This is a genomic window from Acinetobacter sp. YH12151, assembly GCF_013418355.1.
In the GTDB taxonomy this organism is placed as follows: Bacteria; Pseudomonadota; Gammaproteobacteria; order Pseudomonadales; family Moraxellaceae; genus Acinetobacter; species Acinetobacter pseudolwoffii.
On sequence record NZ_VPCG01000005.1, the window covers coordinates 49,551 to 66,949 of the forward strand.

Consider the following 17,399-nt stretch of genomic DNA (forward strand, 5'->3'; position numbering starts at 1 on the left):
TTTAACTCAAGCAGCTAATTTTGAAAGAATATTATTTAAAATTTCTTTAAGTATATTATTCTCTTTAGAATATTTTTCTATAGAAGTAAAAAATATTGCAGCGATTCGATCAAAGTCTTTTATAGTTTGCTCAGGTATTTTTTTCAAAGGAAATACTTTGAGATATTCATGTTGGACACGTAATCTGCCATCAGAACCAGACATACTAGAAATTGCATAAGATCTGAAAAATTCATTTCTAGATAAGCAGTAATTGAAATATTTACTCCCATTTGCTGTAGGTCTCATAACTATAAACTCAGTTGAACCAAATCCTACTTCGTCATTATCCAATTGGTTTACATAAGCTACTTTTCCATTCTCCATGCATGGTGTAATTCGAGCTAATAATGTATCCCCATTTCTGAATTTAGATCCTGAAGTATATGGTCTACTGATTAAACCTGTAATATTCATTTGATTTTGTTGAATATCTGACATTTCAATATATTTTGTTAGTGACTCTCTTTTTATTGATTCAGTCGGATTAAAGTCTATGTAATAAGATAGTTCTGTTGAATCTGTATCATCTTGAAGACTCAAAAAATCAGAAAAAACTTTATTAAAATAAGAAATTAAAATGCTTTCTAAGCAAGCTATAAGTTGAATATTATTATTCATCCTATTCTTAATTTTATTATATTCAGATACAACCTTTTTTTGATTCTCCATAGAAACGATTTTAATTTTTAGTTCACAAAAGTCATCCCATGCTAAACCACCACGGACACTACTATCAGTAGTAAACCAACAATTTCTATCAAACTCGCTACGTCTACACCACATCATTAAGTATTCAGGATCTAATAAAGTATTATCAATTACATCAAATACAACATAGGCTGGCGATACTATAATTGGATCATCATTCTGCCATAAAGATATAGGTAGAACTTCATCTCGCCCAACATGCATAGGGTTAAATGCGAATTGTCCTTTACGGACAACTTTATACTTTGAAAGATCTGTACCATTAATATTAGCTACGGAAGGCATAAATTCCTTATTAATATTAATACCTTTAAGATCTGTGATTTTTAAACCTTTATTACGACTATTAGCTTGACGGATGTAATTACCAAGATTATTAAAGTTTGATTTCATATCCTAGCTCTTTAAAAATATTTAATAAGTCTTGTTTTGAATCAGCTTCAGTCTTCAAAAGCTCAGAAAAATCTGCTTTTAACAATGACATTTTTTCATCAAAATCAATATTTTCATCACGATTCGTAAATTCAATATACTTACTTGGCACTAGGCAATAATCTTTAGATTTAATCTCATCAATTGTCGCTGAATAACAGAACTCAGCGGTATTCTTATATTCAGTATCAAAGGACTTCTGTTGCCATGCATGGAATGTTTGAGAAATTTTTTCGATATGTTCATCGGAGAATTGAATAAATTTTTTCTCAAATGGTTCACCAATTTTTCGAAGATCTAAAAACAGAACTTCATTCTCACGATTTCGATAGTTACGATCGAGATCAGCATGTGAAACATTACGTTCTTTTTTATTCCGATTTAAAATCCATAAAGACACACTAATGTCTGTTGTATAGAACATTCGCATTGGTAATACAGCAATCGCTTCGACTAATTTGTTTTCAATTAGCTTCTTACGAATTTCTTTTTCTGTACCATCTCCAGATAATGCACCATTGGCAAGAATGAAGCCTGCAACACCATTTTGAGAAAGTTTAGATACCATGTGGAGAATCCAACCATAGTTAGCATTTCCAGTAGGAGGAACTTCATATCCATCCCAACGAGGATCTTTGGTTAACTCATCTGCTCCACGCCAATCCTTTTGGTTGAAAGGAGGGTTTGCCATAATGAAGTCAAATTTTTGATCTGGGTGTTGATCCTTCGCAAATGTATCTCGGGCTGCTGCACCCAAATCTGCACTGATACCACGAATCGCTAAGTTCATCTTAGCGAGCTTATAGGTCGCTGTTGTTTGTTCTTGACCAAAAATCGAAATATCTTTTCTATTGCCTTTATGATTTTCTACGAATTTCATAGATTGAACAAACATACCACCTGAACCGCAAGCAGGGTCATAGACACGGCCTTTATATGGTTCAATCATAGAAGCAATCAGCTTAACGATACTCTTAGGTGTATAGAATTCACCTTTACCTTTACCTTCTGCTAAAGCAAAGTTTCCGAGGAAATATTCATATACTCGACCAACAACATCTTCATGCTGATTGGAGATTGTTTGAATCCCATCAATTTCAGATAGTAAAGCCGCAAGTTTACTTACTTCTAAATCAATTCTTGAAAAATAGTTATCAGGCAAAGCTCCTTGTAAAGCCTTGTTTTTCTTTTCAATAGTCTGTAAAGCAGTATCAATTTTTAGAGCAATATCTTCTTGTCTAGCATGTGCAATGAGATAGCTCCAACGAGATTCTTCTGTTAGATAAAAGACATTATCCTGATGATAAAAAGCTTCAATCTCTAAGAATTTTTCAGCATTAGCACCATGCTTTTCAGCAATCTTTTTACGTTGAGCTTCAAATGTATCACTTACGAATTTCAAGAAGATCAGCGATAAAACAATATGTTTATATTCAGAGGGTTCAACACTACCACGTAACTTATTGGCACTATCCCATAAAGATTCTTCAAAACTTTTTACTTTTGATTTGGTAGGTTTTTTAGCCACTGACTGTATTCCTAAAAATAATACCCTAATTAAAGCAAATTTTTGATAAGAATAGTATTAACTACCTTTTATTTGTTTCCAATGCCCATTTTTTATCCAACCATGTCGATTAGACTTAAATAACACACCTATTTACTAGTTAGACTTTTATCTTCTGAAATAGCGTTAAATTTTTTGATATTTTTTTAATTGAACCTGATACTTTTATAAAAAGTGTTAAGAAAACTGTTAATTTTGATTTTTTCAAGATTAACAATATATATTAAATACTTAACAAATATATTAACAATTCAATATGACATTAAAGTGATTTTGGGTGGAGGAGCAATCGTGCTCCCAGTCTTGCATGAAATCATTCAAGTCAATATGAACACCCTGCGTCTTGAAGTGCGCCGTGCAGATGATCAGGCACTGATTACCCGTGACCGTATGCGCGTGGATGTCATGGCCGAATTCTATGTGCGGGTCAAACCTACTGCTGATTCAATTGCAACAGCTGCACAAACGCTCGGGCAAAAGACCATGTCACCGAATGAATTAAAAAATCTGGTCGAAGGCAAATTTGTCGATTCACTGCGTGCAGTAGCAGCAGAAATGGCCATGGAAGAACTGCATGAAAAACGGGTCGACTTTGTACAAAAAGTACAACAAGTGGTTTCAGAAGATTTGCATAAAAATGGTCTGGAACTGGAAACCGTTTCCCTGACTGGCCTGGATCAAACTGGATTTAAATATTTCAATCCACAAAATGCCTTTGATGCTGAAGGCCTGACCAAGCTCACTGAAACCATTGAAGATCGTCGTCGCAAGCGAAATCATATCGAGCAGGATACCGACCTGGCGATCAAAACTAAAAATCTGGAAGCAGAACAGGCGCGCCTGCAAATCATTCGTGAAGAAGAATATGCCAAGCTGCAACAGGAACGCGAAATTGCCATTCGCCGTGCCGAGCAACTGGCTGAAATTTCTGCTCAGGAAGCCGGTAAAAAACGTGAAGCAGAAGAAGCACAAATTGCTGCTGAACGAGAAGTCGACCTCAAGCGTATTTTAGCGGCCCGTGATGTAGAAAATGAGAATATCCAAAAAGCGCAGCTGATTCAAAAAGCCCAAGTCGAACAAAAGAAAACTATTGAGCTGGCCGAACAGGATCGTGCCATTGCCATTGCAGAAAAATCTCGCGCCGAATCTGAAGCCAAAGCGCAAGCCGATCAGGCACGTGCTCAAGCGGTAAAAGCGGAAGAAGAAGTCATCACTGTACGCCAAATCCAGCAGGCAGAGCGTCAAAAAGCGGTTGAGCTGGTCGCAGCCAAAGAACACGCAGAAAAAGATGCAATTGCGATTACGGTTGCCGCTGAAGCCGGAAAACAAGCCGCAGCAGATGATGCCGAAGCAGTACGTATTGCTGCTGAAGCTGAAGCCGAAAAGGTTCGTCTTAAGGCCAAAGGTGAAGCGGACGCAAAAATTCTACTGGCTCAGGCGATGGAAAAACAGTATCAGGTCGATGCAGAAGGTACCCGTGCAGTCAACGAAGCCAATAATGTGCTGTCACCTGAACAGGTCGAAATGCAGATTCGCCTAGCCATGTTGAAATACTTGCCTGAAATTATCCGGGAAAGTGTTAAACCGATGGAAAATATTGATGACATCAAGATTCTTCAGGTCAATGGCCTGCATGGCAGTCATGCCGGTTCCTGTCAGACAGATGCACATCATGAAAATGGCAATGTTGCCCTGTCAGATCAGGTGGTAAATAGCGCCCTGCGTTATCGCAGCCAAGCACCCTTAATTGACAGCCTAATGAATGAACTTGGTATTCAGGGTGGTGATATTAATGGTATGACCCAGAGTCTGAAGGCTAAAACTTAAAAATAGAATGAGATATAAAAAAGCTCCCAACTGCGAGCTTTTTAGTGCATGTTTAATCTATAAATCAAACCAAACCTTTATCTTTCAATACTTGCAACATGGTTGAACCAAGTTCCGCAGGACTGCGGGTATATGCCATACCCGCACGCTCAAAGGCAGCAAATTTTTCTTCAGCAGTTCCTTTACCACCTGAAATAATTGCACCCGCATGCCCCATACGCTTGCCTTTAGGTGCGGTAACACCTGCAATATAACCGACCACAGGCTTGGTGACATGAGCCTGAATATATTCCGCTGCCTCTTCTTCTGCGGTACCACCAATTTCACCAATCATAATAATGGCTTCAGTCTGAGGATCGTCCTGGAACAGTTTCAAGCAGTCAATCTGGTTCATGCCCGGAATCGGATCTCCCCCGATCCCGATACAAGTAGACTGACCCAGTCCAAGCTTGGTGGTCTGCGCTACGGCTTCATAGGTCAAAGTCCCTGAGCGCGAGATAATTCCAATTTTACCCGGCTGATGAATATGACCCGGCATGATCCCGATCTTACATTCACCCGGCGTAATAATGCCCGGACAGTTTGGCCCGATTAAACGCGTGCCATTACCATTGGTTTCCAGATAACGCTTGGCTTTAAGCATGTCGATGGTCGGTACACCTTCAGTGATTACCACAATTAACTCAATGCCCGAATCAACCGCTTCAACAATAGAATCCAGCACAAATGGTGCAGGAACATAAATCACCGAAGCATCTGCGCCAGTTTCTTTCACCGCTTCGCGCATGGTATTGAATACTGGTAATTCCAGATGGGTTTGACCACCCTTACCCGGTGTTACACCACCGACAACTTTGGTGCCGTAAGCCAAAGCCTGCTCAGAATGAAATGTGCCGTTTTTTCCTGTAAAGCCCTGTACCAATACTTTGGTGTCTTTATTCACTAATACGCTCATGATTGATACTCCTTAAGCTTTTACAGCAGCAACGATTTTTTCTGCAGCGTCAGCAAGACCATTTGCAGAAATCAATTTCAAACCTGATTCATCCAGTAATTTTGCACCCAGTTCCGCATTGTTGCCTTCGAGGCGAACAACCACAGGAACGGTCACATTTACTTCCTGAACCGCCGCAATAATTGCTTCTGCAATCATGTCACAACGTACAATTCCACCAAAAATATTAATCAACACACCCTGCACAGAGTGATCTGCCAGAATAATTTTAAAAGCTTCAATCACGCGCTCTTTGGTCGCACCACCACCGACATCGAGGAAGTTGGCAGGTTGACCACCATAAAGCTTGATAATATCCATGGTTGCCATCGCAAGACCGGCACCATTCACCATACAGCCAATGTTCCCTTCCAATGCCACATAGTTCAGATCAAATTCAGATGCTTTGAGTTCACGTTCATTTTCCTGAGACTTATCACGTAGCGCAGCCACTTCAGGCAAACGGTACAGTGCATTCGAATCAATCCCGATTTTGGCATCCACACACAGAATATCGCCATTTTCACGTACCGACAGCGGATTGATTTCAAAAAGTGCAAAATCATTGTCTACAAATGCCTGATAAGCAGCAGTCATGACTTTAACAAATTGATTAATTTGGCCATCTTTGAGTTTTAGGGCAAAAGCCACTTCGCGAGCCTGAAATGGCATGAGCCCCACTAAAGGATCAACTTCAACTTTAATAATTTTTTCAGGGGTTTCTTCGGCCACTTTCTCAATTTCAACACCGCCTTCAGTCGATGCCATAAAAGTAATGCGGCGGGTTGAACGATCGACCACCGCACCCAAATAAAGTTCGCGCTCAACAGGATAAACATCCTCAGATACTAAAATGCTATTTACCGGCTGACCATTGGCATCGGTCTGATAAGTTACCAGGTTTGAACCGATGATCTGGTTGGCATATTCAGCAGCCTCGGTAGCCGATTTAACGACTTTTACACCACCGGCCTTCCCACGACCACCTGCATGCACCTGAGCTTTCAGTACTGCGAACTTTCCACCTAACTGCTCAAAAGCATGTACCGTTTCATCGGCATTGGTGGCAAGTATCCCTTCCTGTACCGGCATACCATATTTTTTTAATAGCGCTTTTGCTTGATACTCATGTAAATTCATTCAATAACCTTTTATTACTTCTTTGCCTTGTTATAAACCCACCAGTACCCAGACGTCCGTCAAAGCAGTACCAGCATTTCTTAAAATCGTTATCTTTATTTTTAGATGATTGTTCCCATAAAAACAACCATGAAATGTAAAAAGAGCGACCTAAGCCGCTCTTTTTTTAATTTTATTTACGTTTGCGTTGAATCGCATGAATCGCACGACCATCGACCGCAAGTGCAGCTTCGTGTACCACTTCAGAGAAAGTTGGATGACCAAAAGTCATCAACTGTAGATCTTCAACTGAAGATACAAACTCAAGTGCAATCATACCTTGGTGTACGATGTCAGACGCAGCAGGTCCAATCACGTGCATACCCAATAGACGATCTGTTTTCGCATCAGCAACAAACTTCACAAAACCAGCATTTTCGCCAGCAGCCATTGCACGGCCGTTTGCCGCAAAACCGAATTGACCGGTTTTCACTTCGTGACCTTTGTCTTTGGCTTGCTGTTCTGTTAAACCAACCCACGCCGCTTCCGGATGGGTATAGATGACAGAAATAATCGTGTCGTAGTTGACTTGAGCGGCATGACCGTGAATACGTTCAACGGCCATTACGCCTTCTTCCATGGCTTTATGCGCAAGCATAGGACCACGAACCAAGTCACCAATTGCGTATACGCCGTCCACAGACGTTGCACACCAATCGTTCACTTCAACCAGACCACGCTCAGTCAGTTTAATGCCGCAATCATCCGCCAATAAACCTTCAGCATAAGCACGACGGCCTACACATACGATTAACTTGTCGAAAGTTTGAGTCTTGTCTTCACCGCCCTGAGTGTACTTCACAGTCACTTCAGAACCGTTCACTTCAGTACCAGAAACTTTCGCACCAACGCGAATATCAAGACCTTGCTTAGTCAACAGTTTTTGGTAGTCTTTTGCCAAGGCTTTATCAGCCATTGGTAAGAATGCATCCATTGCTTCAAATACAACAACTTCAGCACCCAGACGACGCCAAACTGAACCTAATTCAAGACCGATAACGCCCGCACCAATTACGCCTAATCGTTTAGGTACTTCTTGGAATTCAAGTGCGCCAGTTGAGTCAACAATAATGTTTTGATCAACAGGTGCAGATGGGATATTGATTGGCACAGAACCAGTCGCAAGAATCACGTATTTTGGTTCTAAAATTTGAGTTTCGCCTTCATGAGAAACGAACTCAACTTTTTTACCGGCAAGTAATTTACCTGTACCTTTTAACCATTCGATGCCGTTGCCTTTCAGCAAGCCATCAATACCCATGGTCAATTGGTCAACGATTTTGTCTTTACGCGCTAAAAGTTTAGCAAGATCAAATTTCACTTCACCCGTGGTAATACCGTGATCATCTAGATGCTGCACTGTATCTTCGTAACGGTGAGAAGAATCAAGCAAAGCTTTAGACGGGATACAACCCACGTTTAAGCAGGTGCCACCTAAAGATGGCTTGCCTTTATGAATACGTTTTTCGATACACGCAACTTTGAAACCAAGTTGAGCTGCACGAATTGCTGCTTCGTAGCCGCCCGGGCCACCACCAATTACGACTAAATCGAATTGAGACATGTTTATCTCCAAATAATCCCCTTTAATCTCCCTTCAAAAGGGAGACCTAAGCCCTCTTTTTAAAAAGGGATTAGGGAAGATTCTTAATAAATAAATTACAGATCAAGGATAAGACGCGCTGGCTCTTCTAACAATTCTTTGATTGTTACAAGGAAACCGACTGCTTCTTTACCATCGATTAGACGGTGGTCATAAGACAATGCAAGGTACATCATAGGCAAGATTTCTACTTGACCATTCACTGCCATCGGACGTTCCTGGATTTTATGCATACCCAGAATCGCAGTTTGTGGCGTGTTCAAGATCGGAGTAGATAACAATGAACCGAAAGTACCACCATTGGTAATCGTGAATGTACCGCCAGTCATGTCTTCGATGCCTAATTTGCCATCACGCGCTTTCGCAGCGTATGCACGAATACCGTTTTCAACTTCGGCATAGTTCATGCGGTCTGTATCACGAAGTACAGGAACCACCAGACCACGCTCAGATGAAACTGCAACACCAATGTCATAGTAACCGTGATAAACAATGTCATCGCCATCGATTGATGCGTTCACTGCCGGATAGCGTTTTAGCGCTTCAGTTGCTGCTTTAACAAAGAATGACATGAAGCCAAGACGTGCACCATGACGTTTTTCAAACGCATCTTTGTATTGAGCACGCATTTCCATGATTGGTTTCATGTTCACTTCGTTGAACGTGGTCAACATTGCAGTTTCTTGAGTCGCTGCAAGTAAACGTTCAGCAACACGCTTACGAAGACGTGTCATTGGAACACGTTTTTCGATACGTTCGCCCACAGCAACGCTTAATGGCGCAGCAGCAGCAGGAGCAGCTGGTTTCGCTTGGTGGTTTGCCACATCTTCTTTGGTGATGCGACCGCCACGACCTGTACCCGCAACATCAGCTGCTGCAACACCAGATTCAGTCAATGCTTTACGCACTGCTGGCGCTTGGTCTTGTACTTGCTGACGTTCAACGATTGGTGAATTACCTGCTTCAGTATTCGCCGCAGCTTGTTCAACTTTCTCTTCAGACTGAACTGCTTGAGTTTGAGCAGCGCCAGAAACAGCACCTTCTTCAAACTGTGCAATGACTTCAGCTGAAAGTACAGTGTCGCCTTCATTTTTAATGATAGAGGCAATTGTACCGTCTGCAGGAGCAACAACTTCTAAAACAACTTTATCAGTCTCAATATCACAGATCACTTCATCACGTGATACTGCTTCACCTGGTTGTTTGTGCCAAGTTGCGATCGTACCGTCCGCAACTGACTCTGGGAATACCGGTGCTTTAATTTCGGTTGCCATTACTTAGAATCTCCTGGATTATTCAGCGTCGATCGCAAGCGCGTCGTTGATGAGCTGAGCTTGTTGTTTTGCATGCAAATATGGTGAACCACAAGCCGGTGCAGCAGATGCTTCACGGCCAGCGTAGCTAATACGGACTTGTTTACCCGCTTTCATCACATCGTCATATAGACGCGGAGCGATGAACAACCAAGCACCTTGGTTTTTAGGCTCTTCTTGTGCCCAAACCAGTTCTTTCACATTTGGATATTGTGCAAGGACTTCTGTCAGGCGTTTTTCTGGGTATGGATATAATTGTTCAATACGCACAATCGCAGTATTGTTCAATTCTTTTTCACGACGTTTTTCAATCAGGTCGTAATACACCTTACCACCACACAGAACCAGACGGGTTACATCTGACTTGTTGATGTTGTCCACTTCATCAATCACGGTCTGGAAGCTACCGTTTGCAAGTTCTTCTAGCGTAGACGTTGCAAGTTTGTGACGAAGAAGAGACTTCGGTGAAGTCACGATCAATGGCTTACGGATTGGACGAATCGCTTGACGACGTAAAGCATGATAAATCTGTGCAGGTGTGGTCGGTGTGATCACTTGCATGTTGTCTTCAGCACATAGCTGTAAGAAACGCTCTAAACGTGCAGATGAATGTTCCGGACCCTGACCTTCAAAACCGTGTGGAAGAAGCATGGTCAAACCACAGACACGTTCCCATTTGGTTTCACCAGACGAGATGAACTGGTCAATCACAACCTGTGCACAGTTCGCGAAGTCACCGAATTGCGCTTCCCAAATGATCAAGCTCTTAGGAAGAGTCGTCGCATAACCATATTCAAATGCCAATACCGCCATTTCTGACAACAATGAGTCATAGATTGCAGTACGCGGCTGGTTTTCTTTCAGGTTACACAGCGGAAGATAAGTTGAACCATCGACCTGGTTATGCAGTTTTGCATGACGGTGCGAGAAGGTACCACGACCTACGTCTTCACCGGTTAAACGAAGCAAGTAACCATCATCTAGTACAGTTGCATACGCCAGAGTTTCAGCAGCACCCCAGTTCAGTGGCATTTCACCCGTTTGCATTTTCAGACGGTCATCGATCACTTTCGCAACCTGACGCTGCATCACGAAGCCTTCAGGAAGTTCGCGCATTTTCGCGCCAAGTTCTTTTAGACGCTCGATCGGGAAAGTCGTATCCCATTCGTCTGTGTAGTCATGACCCAAGTAAGGCGTCCAGTCCACAAACATTTTCTTGTTCGGTTCAAGTACCAGCGCATTGGCAACGTGATTACCCGCTTCCAGATCTGCACGGTAATTTTCAACCATTTGATCTGCATTTGCACGATCAAGAACACCCTGTTGTACCAGTTGATCCGCATAAAGCGTACGCGTGGTCGCTTTCTTGCTAATCACTTGATACATCATTGGTTGAGTTGCAGCTGGCTCATCCGCTTCGTTATGACCACGACGACGGTAGCAGAACATGTCAATCACAACGTCTTTACGGAAAGTATGACGGAAGTCATGTGCCAATTGTGAAATGAACACCACAGCTTCAGGATCATCCCCATTGACATGGAAGATCGGCGCCTGAATCATTTTCGCGATATCAGTACAGTATTCTGTAGAACGCGCATCACGTGGATCAGAAGTGGTGAAACCCACCTGGTTATTAATCACAATGTGCACTGTACCACCCACGGTATAACCGCGAGTTTGTGACATCTGGAAAGTTTCCTGGTTGACGCCCTGACCTGCAAATGCAGCATCACCATGTACGATTAATGGCAATACGTCATCGCCGCCAATGTCTTTACGACGTACTTGACGTGCACGTACCGAACCCTCAACCACAGGGCCAACGATTTCCAAATGTGACGGGTTAAACGCCAATGCCAAGTGAACTTCGCCACCTTGGGTCATCACGTTTGAAGAGAAGCCTTGATGGTACTTAACGTCACCAGAACCTTTCTTGTGAATCGATTTACCTTCAAACTCACCAAACAGGTCAGCCGGGTTTTTACCCATGATGTTAACCAGAAGGTTTAAACGGCCACGGTGAGGCATACCGATTACAACTTCTTTACAGCCAACAGAACCTGCACGCTGAATAATTTCGTTAACCATCGGGATGAATGATTCACCCCCTTCAACGCCAAAACGTTTTGCACCAACAAACTTATTACCTAGATATTTTTCCAGGCCTTCAGCTGCGGTTAAACGTTCAAGGACATGTTTCTTTTGTTCAGCATTAAAACCATATTGACCGCGTGCACTTTCCAGACGTTGTTGAATCCAACGTTTCTCTTTGGTGTCCACGATGTGCATGTATTCAGCACCGATTGAACCACAGTAAGTGGCTTCCATTGCCTGAACCATCTCAGCCAAAGTCGCTTCTTCTTTACCGATCGCCAGGTTGCCAGTATTGAATACCGTATCTAGGTCCGACTGAGTTAAACCATGCGCAGCAAGATCTAGATCAGGCACAACTTCACGTTTCGCCAAACCTAATGGATCCAGTTTTGCTTTCTGGTGACCACGATTACGGTATGCAGCAATCAGCTGTAACACGCCAATTTGGCGACGTTCATGCTCTGAGCTGACAGTTGATTGAACAACAGGCTGAATACGGCTTGAATTACGACCTAAAAGTAGGAATTGCTCACGTACATTACTGTGTGGTTGATCACCTTTTGGGAATTTACCGAAGTATTCTTGCCAGTCAGCACCTACTGAATCCGGAGCCGTCAAATACTGCTCATAAAGTTCTTCAATATACGCTGCACTATCAGCGCTAAGTTCAGTGTCAAGACGCAGAGCGTCAGCAACTTCTTGCATTTGTGGACCCATTTCCTATTGCAAAAACATTTTCAGGATGCTTTTTAAGCAAAACCCAGGATTATTAGCGTCAGATTGGTAATATGACACTAGTCCCCCATAAGGCATAAGCCATGAGGCGTTATCACCACACCAAGAAAATCTTGATATGTTTAATGAACAATAACACCCCTCAGCGGTATCATTACTCATTGAATACCCGATCGAAACCGGGCAATTTTTTGCAAATCGACTTAGAAAAAAACAAGTAGGAACAAAGATTTTTTCTAAAGCGACTCAAGCCTACCTTTATATACCAGTCCCTGGTTATGCAATGTTTAAAAAATGTACCTGAAATGGCATTTTCTAAAGATAGTCATAGGCTAAATGCTAACATGTTCTCAAGTTTTCAATTGATTTTTTTGACACATACCTTTCATAAATTGGCTAAATACAGTTCAGATATTTTACTCTAACCTATGGTGCTTTATCTCAAAAATAGATTCAATGTAGACTTAAGTCCTAAGCATTTCCGATAAATAAAAAGAGAGCAAACCTTTCAATCCACTCCCTCCTTAAATTTCCGTTATATAATAACATCGTTCTTGTTATTTTTCAGGTCAGTTTTACAGCTAAAAATCATAAATACCCCAAATAATTACATGTTCTTGTTCTATGGCACTTAACATCACCCGTCATTTCCTGACTACCTGACTCAACTTTATACATTTTAAGTATAGTATCTTTATTTTTATCTGATGATTTTTTATTTTGCTTCAATGGTTTGCACAAAAAAAGCACACCTTGTGGTGTGCTTTTTCCCAAACTGCTATCAGCAGCCTATTAACCTGCCATATCTAAAAGCATATTACGGATGTGACCGATTGCTTTAGTTGGGTTCAAACCTTTAGGACACACAGATACACAGTTCATGATGCCTTTACAACGGAACAATGAGAATGGATCGTCAAGACGAGCCAAACGCTCTTGTGTTCCAGTATCACGCGAGTCAATGATGAAGCGGTAAGCGTTCAACAATGCTGAAGGACCTAGGAACTTGTCCGGATTCCACCAGAATGACGGGCATGAGGTTGAACAACATGCACATAGAATACATTCATACAGACCATCAAGATGCTCACGCTCTTCAGGAGACTGTAAACGTTCCTTTGGAGGCGCAGGCTGGTTGTTGATCAAGAATGGATGGATCTTGTTGTACTGATCGTAGAACTGGTTCATGTCAACCACCAGATCTTTCACTACAGGAAGACCAGGCAATGGACGAACAGTAATTTCATTTGGTAAATCGTTCAGGTTCCAAAGACATGCCAAACCATTTTTACCATTGATGTTTACACCATCAGAACCACAAATACCTTCACGACATGAACGACGGAACGTTAAAGATTCGTCTTGTACTTTTAATGCTAGAAGTGCATCAAGCAACATACGGTGCTTGTCAGTCAATTCCAGTTTAAAAGTCTGCATGTACGGTGCTTTATCCTTGTCAGGATCATAGCGGTAGATATGAAATGTACGAGTACCTCTACTCATCTGAATTCTCCTGATTAGAATGTACGTGGTTTAGGTGGAATCGCGTCAACCGACAATGGACGGTAACGAACTGGCTTGTACTCAAGACGGTTGTCCACAGAGAACCATAATGTGTGCTTCATCCACTCATCATCACGACGACCATATGGATAATCCGCATGATCCGGTGACAATTCGAAATCTACCACAGTATGCGCACCACGACATTCTTTACGCGCAGCAGCTGAAATTAAGGTCGCTTTTGCAACTTCATACAAGTTTTCAACTTCTAATGCTTCAACACGTGCAGTATTAAATACTTTAGATTTGTCTTTCAAATGAATATTACGAACACGTGGCTCAATTGCAAGAATCTGTTTTACACCTTCTTCAAGTAGTGCTGATGTACGGAATACACCTGCATGATCTTGAACAATGTCACGAATCGCATCTGCAACTTCCTGAGCATTCTCACCTGTTGTGGATTCGTCAAGTTTACGAATACGCGCAACCGTTTGCTCAAGTACAGTTGTTGGTAGTGGCTCGTACTCATCACCGTGATGTTTAGTCACATAATCGATGATGTGTTTACCCGCAGCCTTACCAAATACCACCAAGTCAAGCAGTGAGTTGGTACCTAAACGGTTTGCACCATGTACAGATACACATGAACACTCACCAATTGCATAGAAACCTTTCACTGGCTTAGTGAAATCACGTTCGGCTGCATTGGTCGAATAAACATCGGTATCCTTGTTGTAATGTGCCGCCAGCGCTTCAGTTTCGCGTGACTCAGGCACAACAACCTGACCATGAATATTGGTTGGAATACCACCCATTTGGTAATGGATTGTTGGTACTACTGGAATTGGTTCTTTGGTGATATCCACGTTCGCGAATTTCTTGCCAATTTCGAATACCGATGGCAGACGCTTCATGATCGTATCCGCACCTAAATGCGTCATATCAAGCAGGATATAGTCACCTTTAGGACCACAACCACGACCTTCTTTGATTTCCTGGTCCATAGAACGTGATACGAAGTCACGTGGCGCCAAGTCTTTCAAAGTTGGAGCATAACGCTCCATGAACGGTTCGCCATCTTTGTTACGAAGGATTGCACCTTCACCACGACAGCCTTCAGTCAACAATACACCTGCACCCGCAACACCCGTAGGGTGGAACTGCCAGAATTCCATATCTTGCAATGGAATACCTGCACGCGCCGCCATGCCAAGACCGTCACCAGTATTGATATAGGCATTGGTAGATGCACGGTAAACACGACCCGCACCACCGGTAGCAAACAATGTGGCTTTACCTTGGAATACAGCAATTTTACCAGTTTCCTGGTCAATTGCAGTGACACCAAGTACGTCGCCTGCTTCGTTACGGATCAAATCAAGTGCGATCCATTCTACGAAGAATTGCGTACCCATTTTCACGTTGCTTTGATAAAGCGTGTGAAGAAGTGCGTGACCTGTACGGTCGGCAGCAGCACATGCACGTGGCACCGCTTTTTCACCGTAGTTCGCAGAGTGACCACCGAATGGACGCTGGTAAATTGTACCATCAGCGTTACGGTCAAATGGCATACCCAAGTGTTCTAATTCGTATACCACTTGAGGTGCTTCACGCGTCATAAATTCGATTGCGTCTTGGTCACCTAACCAGTCCGAACCTTTTACTGTGTCGTAGAAATGGTAGTGCCAGTTATCTTCTTGCATATTACCAAGAGATGCACCAATACCACCCTGCGCTGCCACAGTGTGAGAACGGGTTGGGAAAACTTTGGTCAGTACCGCAACTTTCAAACCAGCTTGAGCAAGTTGGTAAGACGCACGCATACCTGAACCACCACCACCCACGATGACTGCATCGAAGGTTTCGTGTGGAATATTTGTGTAATCTTCTTTAGGGTTTATAGCGCCCATGATTGTTTCCTATCAATTCGCCCAAAAAATCTGGATCGCCCAGATTGCATATGCCAACACAGCAATAATCACTGCTGAAGTCAGTACAATACGCAAACCATTCGCCGAAGGACCCATTTGACGAGTCGTCACATAGTCTGTGAAAACTTGCCACATACCAATCCAAGCGTGTGCAACAAGAGATAAGACTGACAATAAAGATAGAATCTTCATTGGAGTTGTCATCATGAAGCCATACCATTGTTCATAGCTGAATCCACTGTTACACAGGATCCAACCCAAAATAACAACGGTATAAACAGCCAAAATAACAGCACTAACACGTTGGAGAAACCAATCGCGAGAACCTGAACCTGTTAAACCAGTAGCGCTTTTCATTAGAGTACGATCCATACAAATGCTGCAACGATACCGATTGCAGACAAGATTAATGCGATAGTAGATGCGACACGGCCACTTTCTAATTCTTCAGCAACGCCAATGTCAGCAAGTAAATGCTTAACACCCGCAATAAAGTGAAAAATCAAGCCGGCGACAAATACCCATACAATGAAGCGAACAATGAAACCATTCATGATTTCTTGAACTTGCGCAAAACCTTCAGGTGAAGACAGTGATTTGTCTAAAATCCAGAGAAGGACCGGTACGAGTAAGAATACGATAACACCTGAAAGACGGTGTAGAATTGATGCAATAGCCACGGGCGATTTTAAGTTTACTTCTAAAACTTGACCCATGGACAAATTGACAGGTCTGTTGCTTTTCACAGCGGGCATCCTGTAAGTAAAAACTCCATCCGGAGTTTGTTGGAATTAATTCGAAGGAAAGCTGGCATTCTTAGGCAAATACATGCCTAAAATCAAAACGACACTGAATTATAAAACGTCAACTATTAAAACACAAACAGATGGATTTGGCTTTTTCAAGAAAAACCCTTTAAATAAGAATCATTAACAACAACACATGAGGTTCTTTAGTGACTAAGAATCCACTAACCTTCATCTATATAATTGTTTTTAAATAATTAACTTGATCAATTTACTCTGTTATTCTTTTTAAAGCCAATTCCCGCTATTTAGACTAAAGATGCACAGTTGCAGCACAAATCTTATTTAAAATCTCGATTTAATTTAAATGGAAATCAAGCTCATACAGGTAGTGCAGCAGTTATTAAGATGGGTCTGCTTTCAGGTATAATTATAACCTGAGCTTAAAGAGTCACTTAGACTGCACTTGATGATGGGTTTTTTGATCGCTTTAGAGGATTTGGATTCGAAAAATCACTCATTTATTTTTAGACTGGGGACCTTTGCTGCAAAGTTGGCCATTTATTAAGCTATTTTTTAATCAATTGAATCAAGTCAAAAATTTAATTAATTGCTTTTATTTATAATTCTGCATGTGCAAAGGAAATGAGTAAAAACTATGTAAGTTATGAGATTTATATAGTTTTAACAACTCCCAATAAGATCAGCGATACTTTTTC

The 17,399-nt window shown here is 41.9% G+C and carries 12 protein-coding genes; 1 reads left to right on the plus strand and 11 read right to left on the minus strand.

The features are described from left to right. Positions 1-6 precede the first annotated feature (6 nt). Together FTU82_RS02840 and FTU82_RS02845 are read right to left on the minus strand one after the other, a co-directional pair. Positions 7-1,143: a restriction endonuclease subunit S gene (locus tag FTU82_RS02840; protein ID WP_180101010.1), complete on the minus strand. Its 1,137-nt coding sequence runs from the start codon at positions 1,141-1,143 to the stop codon at positions 7-9. Further along, a complete protein-coding gene (locus tag FTU82_RS02845) occupies positions 1,127-2,710 on the minus strand; it encodes a type I restriction-modification system subunit M (RefSeq protein WP_180101011.1) in 1,584 nt (527 codons plus the stop codon). Before FTU82_RS02845 ends, FTU82_RS02840 begins: the two co-directional genes overlap by 17 nt. A gap of 255 nt (positions 2,711-2,965) precedes the next feature. Between FTU82_RS02845 and FTU82_RS02850 the strand changes: the two genes are divergently transcribed. Next, positions 2,966-4,576 (plus strand): flotillin domain-containing protein, encoded by a 1,611-nt coding sequence (locus FTU82_RS02850; protein ID WP_180101018.1) that lies wholly within the window; start codon positions 2,966-2,968, stop codon positions 4,574-4,576. A 64-nt stretch (positions 4,577-4,640) separates the two neighbouring features. Here FTU82_RS02850 and sucD read toward each other — a convergent pair whose 3' ends face one another. The 9 genes from sucD to sdhC all read right to left on the minus strand — a co-directional run bounded on the left by sucD (position 4,641) and on the right by sdhC (position 16,689). Beyond that, the gene (gene sucD / locus FTU82_RS02855; protein ID WP_005096290.1) at positions 4,641-5,531 is read right to left on the minus strand and encodes a succinate--CoA ligase subunit alpha; all 891 of its coding nucleotides are present in this window, start codon (positions 5,529-5,531) and stop codon (positions 4,641-4,643) included. Between the two features lie 12 nt (positions 5,532-5,543). After that, complete coding sequence (sucC, locus tag FTU82_RS02860) at positions 5,544-6,710, minus strand: ADP-forming succinate--CoA ligase subunit beta (RefSeq protein WP_005096289.1); 1,167 nt, start codon at positions 6,708-6,710, stop codon at positions 5,544-5,546. A 172-nt stretch (positions 6,711-6,882) separates the two neighbouring features. Next, the gene (gene lpdA / locus FTU82_RS02865; protein ID WP_005096288.1) at positions 6,883-8,313 is read right to left on the minus strand and encodes a dihydrolipoyl dehydrogenase; all 1,431 of its coding nucleotides are present in this window, start codon (positions 8,311-8,313) and stop codon (positions 6,883-6,885) included. A 95-nt stretch (positions 8,314-8,408) separates the two neighbouring features. Continuing rightward, positions 8,409-9,626 carry a 2-oxoglutarate dehydrogenase complex dihydrolipoyllysine-residue succinyltransferase gene (gene odhB / locus FTU82_RS02870; RefSeq protein ID WP_180085164.1) on the minus strand — a complete coding sequence of 406 codons (1,218 nt, stop codon included), beginning with the start codon at positions 9,624-9,626 and terminating at the stop codon, positions 8,409-8,411. 18 nt (positions 9,627-9,644) lie between these two features. Beyond that, positions 9,645-12,467, minus strand: a complete 2,823-nt coding sequence (locus tag FTU82_RS02875) for a 2-oxoglutarate dehydrogenase E1 component (protein WP_005096285.1) — start codon at positions 12,465-12,467, stop codon at positions 9,645-9,647. 822 nt (positions 12,468-13,289) lie between these two features. Beyond that, the gene (locus FTU82_RS02880) at positions 13,290-14,000 is read right to left on the minus strand and encodes a succinate dehydrogenase iron-sulfur subunit (protein WP_005171970.1); all 711 of its coding nucleotides are present in this window, start codon (positions 13,998-14,000) and stop codon (positions 13,290-13,292) included. 14 nt (positions 14,001-14,014) lie between these two features. Further along, positions 14,015-15,913, minus strand: a complete 1,899-nt coding sequence (sdhA, locus tag FTU82_RS02885) for a succinate dehydrogenase flavoprotein subunit (RefSeq protein WP_005171973.1) — start codon at positions 15,911-15,913, stop codon at positions 14,015-14,017. 12 nt (positions 15,914-15,925) lie between these two features. Beyond that, complete coding sequence (sdhD, locus tag FTU82_RS02890; RefSeq protein WP_005096282.1) at positions 15,926-16,291, minus strand: succinate dehydrogenase, hydrophobic membrane anchor protein; 366 nt, start codon at positions 16,289-16,291, stop codon at positions 15,926-15,928. Beyond that, the gene (gene sdhC, locus FTU82_RS02895) at positions 16,291-16,689 is read right to left on the minus strand and encodes a succinate dehydrogenase, cytochrome b556 subunit (RefSeq protein WP_074383085.1); all 399 of its coding nucleotides are present in this window, start codon (positions 16,687-16,689) and stop codon (positions 16,291-16,293) included. Before sdhC ends, sdhD begins: the two co-directional genes overlap by 1 nt. Positions 16,690-17,399 lie beyond the last annotated feature (710 nt).

Bases quoted from the DNA above. Each gene is read 5' to 3' on its own strand.
- sucD (WP_005096290.1), bottom strand. From the start codon at position 5,531: ATGAGCGTATTAGTGAATAAAGACACCAAAGTATTGGTACAGGGCTTT.
- FTU82_RS02875 (WP_005096285.1), bottom strand. From the start codon at position 12,467: ATGCAAGAAGTTGCTGACGCTCTGCGTCTTGACACTGAACTTAGCGCT.
- sucC (WP_005096289.1), bottom strand. From the start codon at position 6,710: ATGAATTTACATGAGTATCAAGCAAAAGCGCTATTAAAAAAATATGGT.
- lpdA (WP_005096288.1), bottom strand. From the start codon at position 8,313: ATGTCTCAATTCGATTTAGTCGTAATTGGTGGTGGCCCGGGCGGCTAC.
- sdhA (WP_005171973.1), bottom strand. From the start codon at position 15,913: ATGGGCGCTATAAACCCTAAAGAAGATTACACAAATATTCCACACGAA.
- sdhD (WP_005096282.1), bottom strand. From the start codon at position 16,291: ATGAAAAGCGCTACTGGTTTAACAGGTTCAGGTTCTCGCGATTGGTTT.
- FTU82_RS02840 (WP_180101010.1), bottom strand. From the start codon at position 1,143: ATGAAATCAAACTTTAATAATCTTGGTAATTACATCCGTCAAGCTAAT.
- odhB (WP_180085164.1), bottom strand. From the start codon at position 9,626: ATGGCAACCGAAATTAAAGCACCGGTATTCCCAGAGTCAGTTGCGGAC.
- FTU82_RS02880 (WP_005171970.1), bottom strand. From the start codon at position 14,000: ATGAGTAGAGGTACTCGTACATTTCATATCTACCGCTATGATCCTGAC.
- sdhC (WP_074383085.1), bottom strand. From the start codon at position 16,689: ATGCCCGCTGTGAAAAGCAACAGACCTGTCAATTTGTCCATGGGTCAA.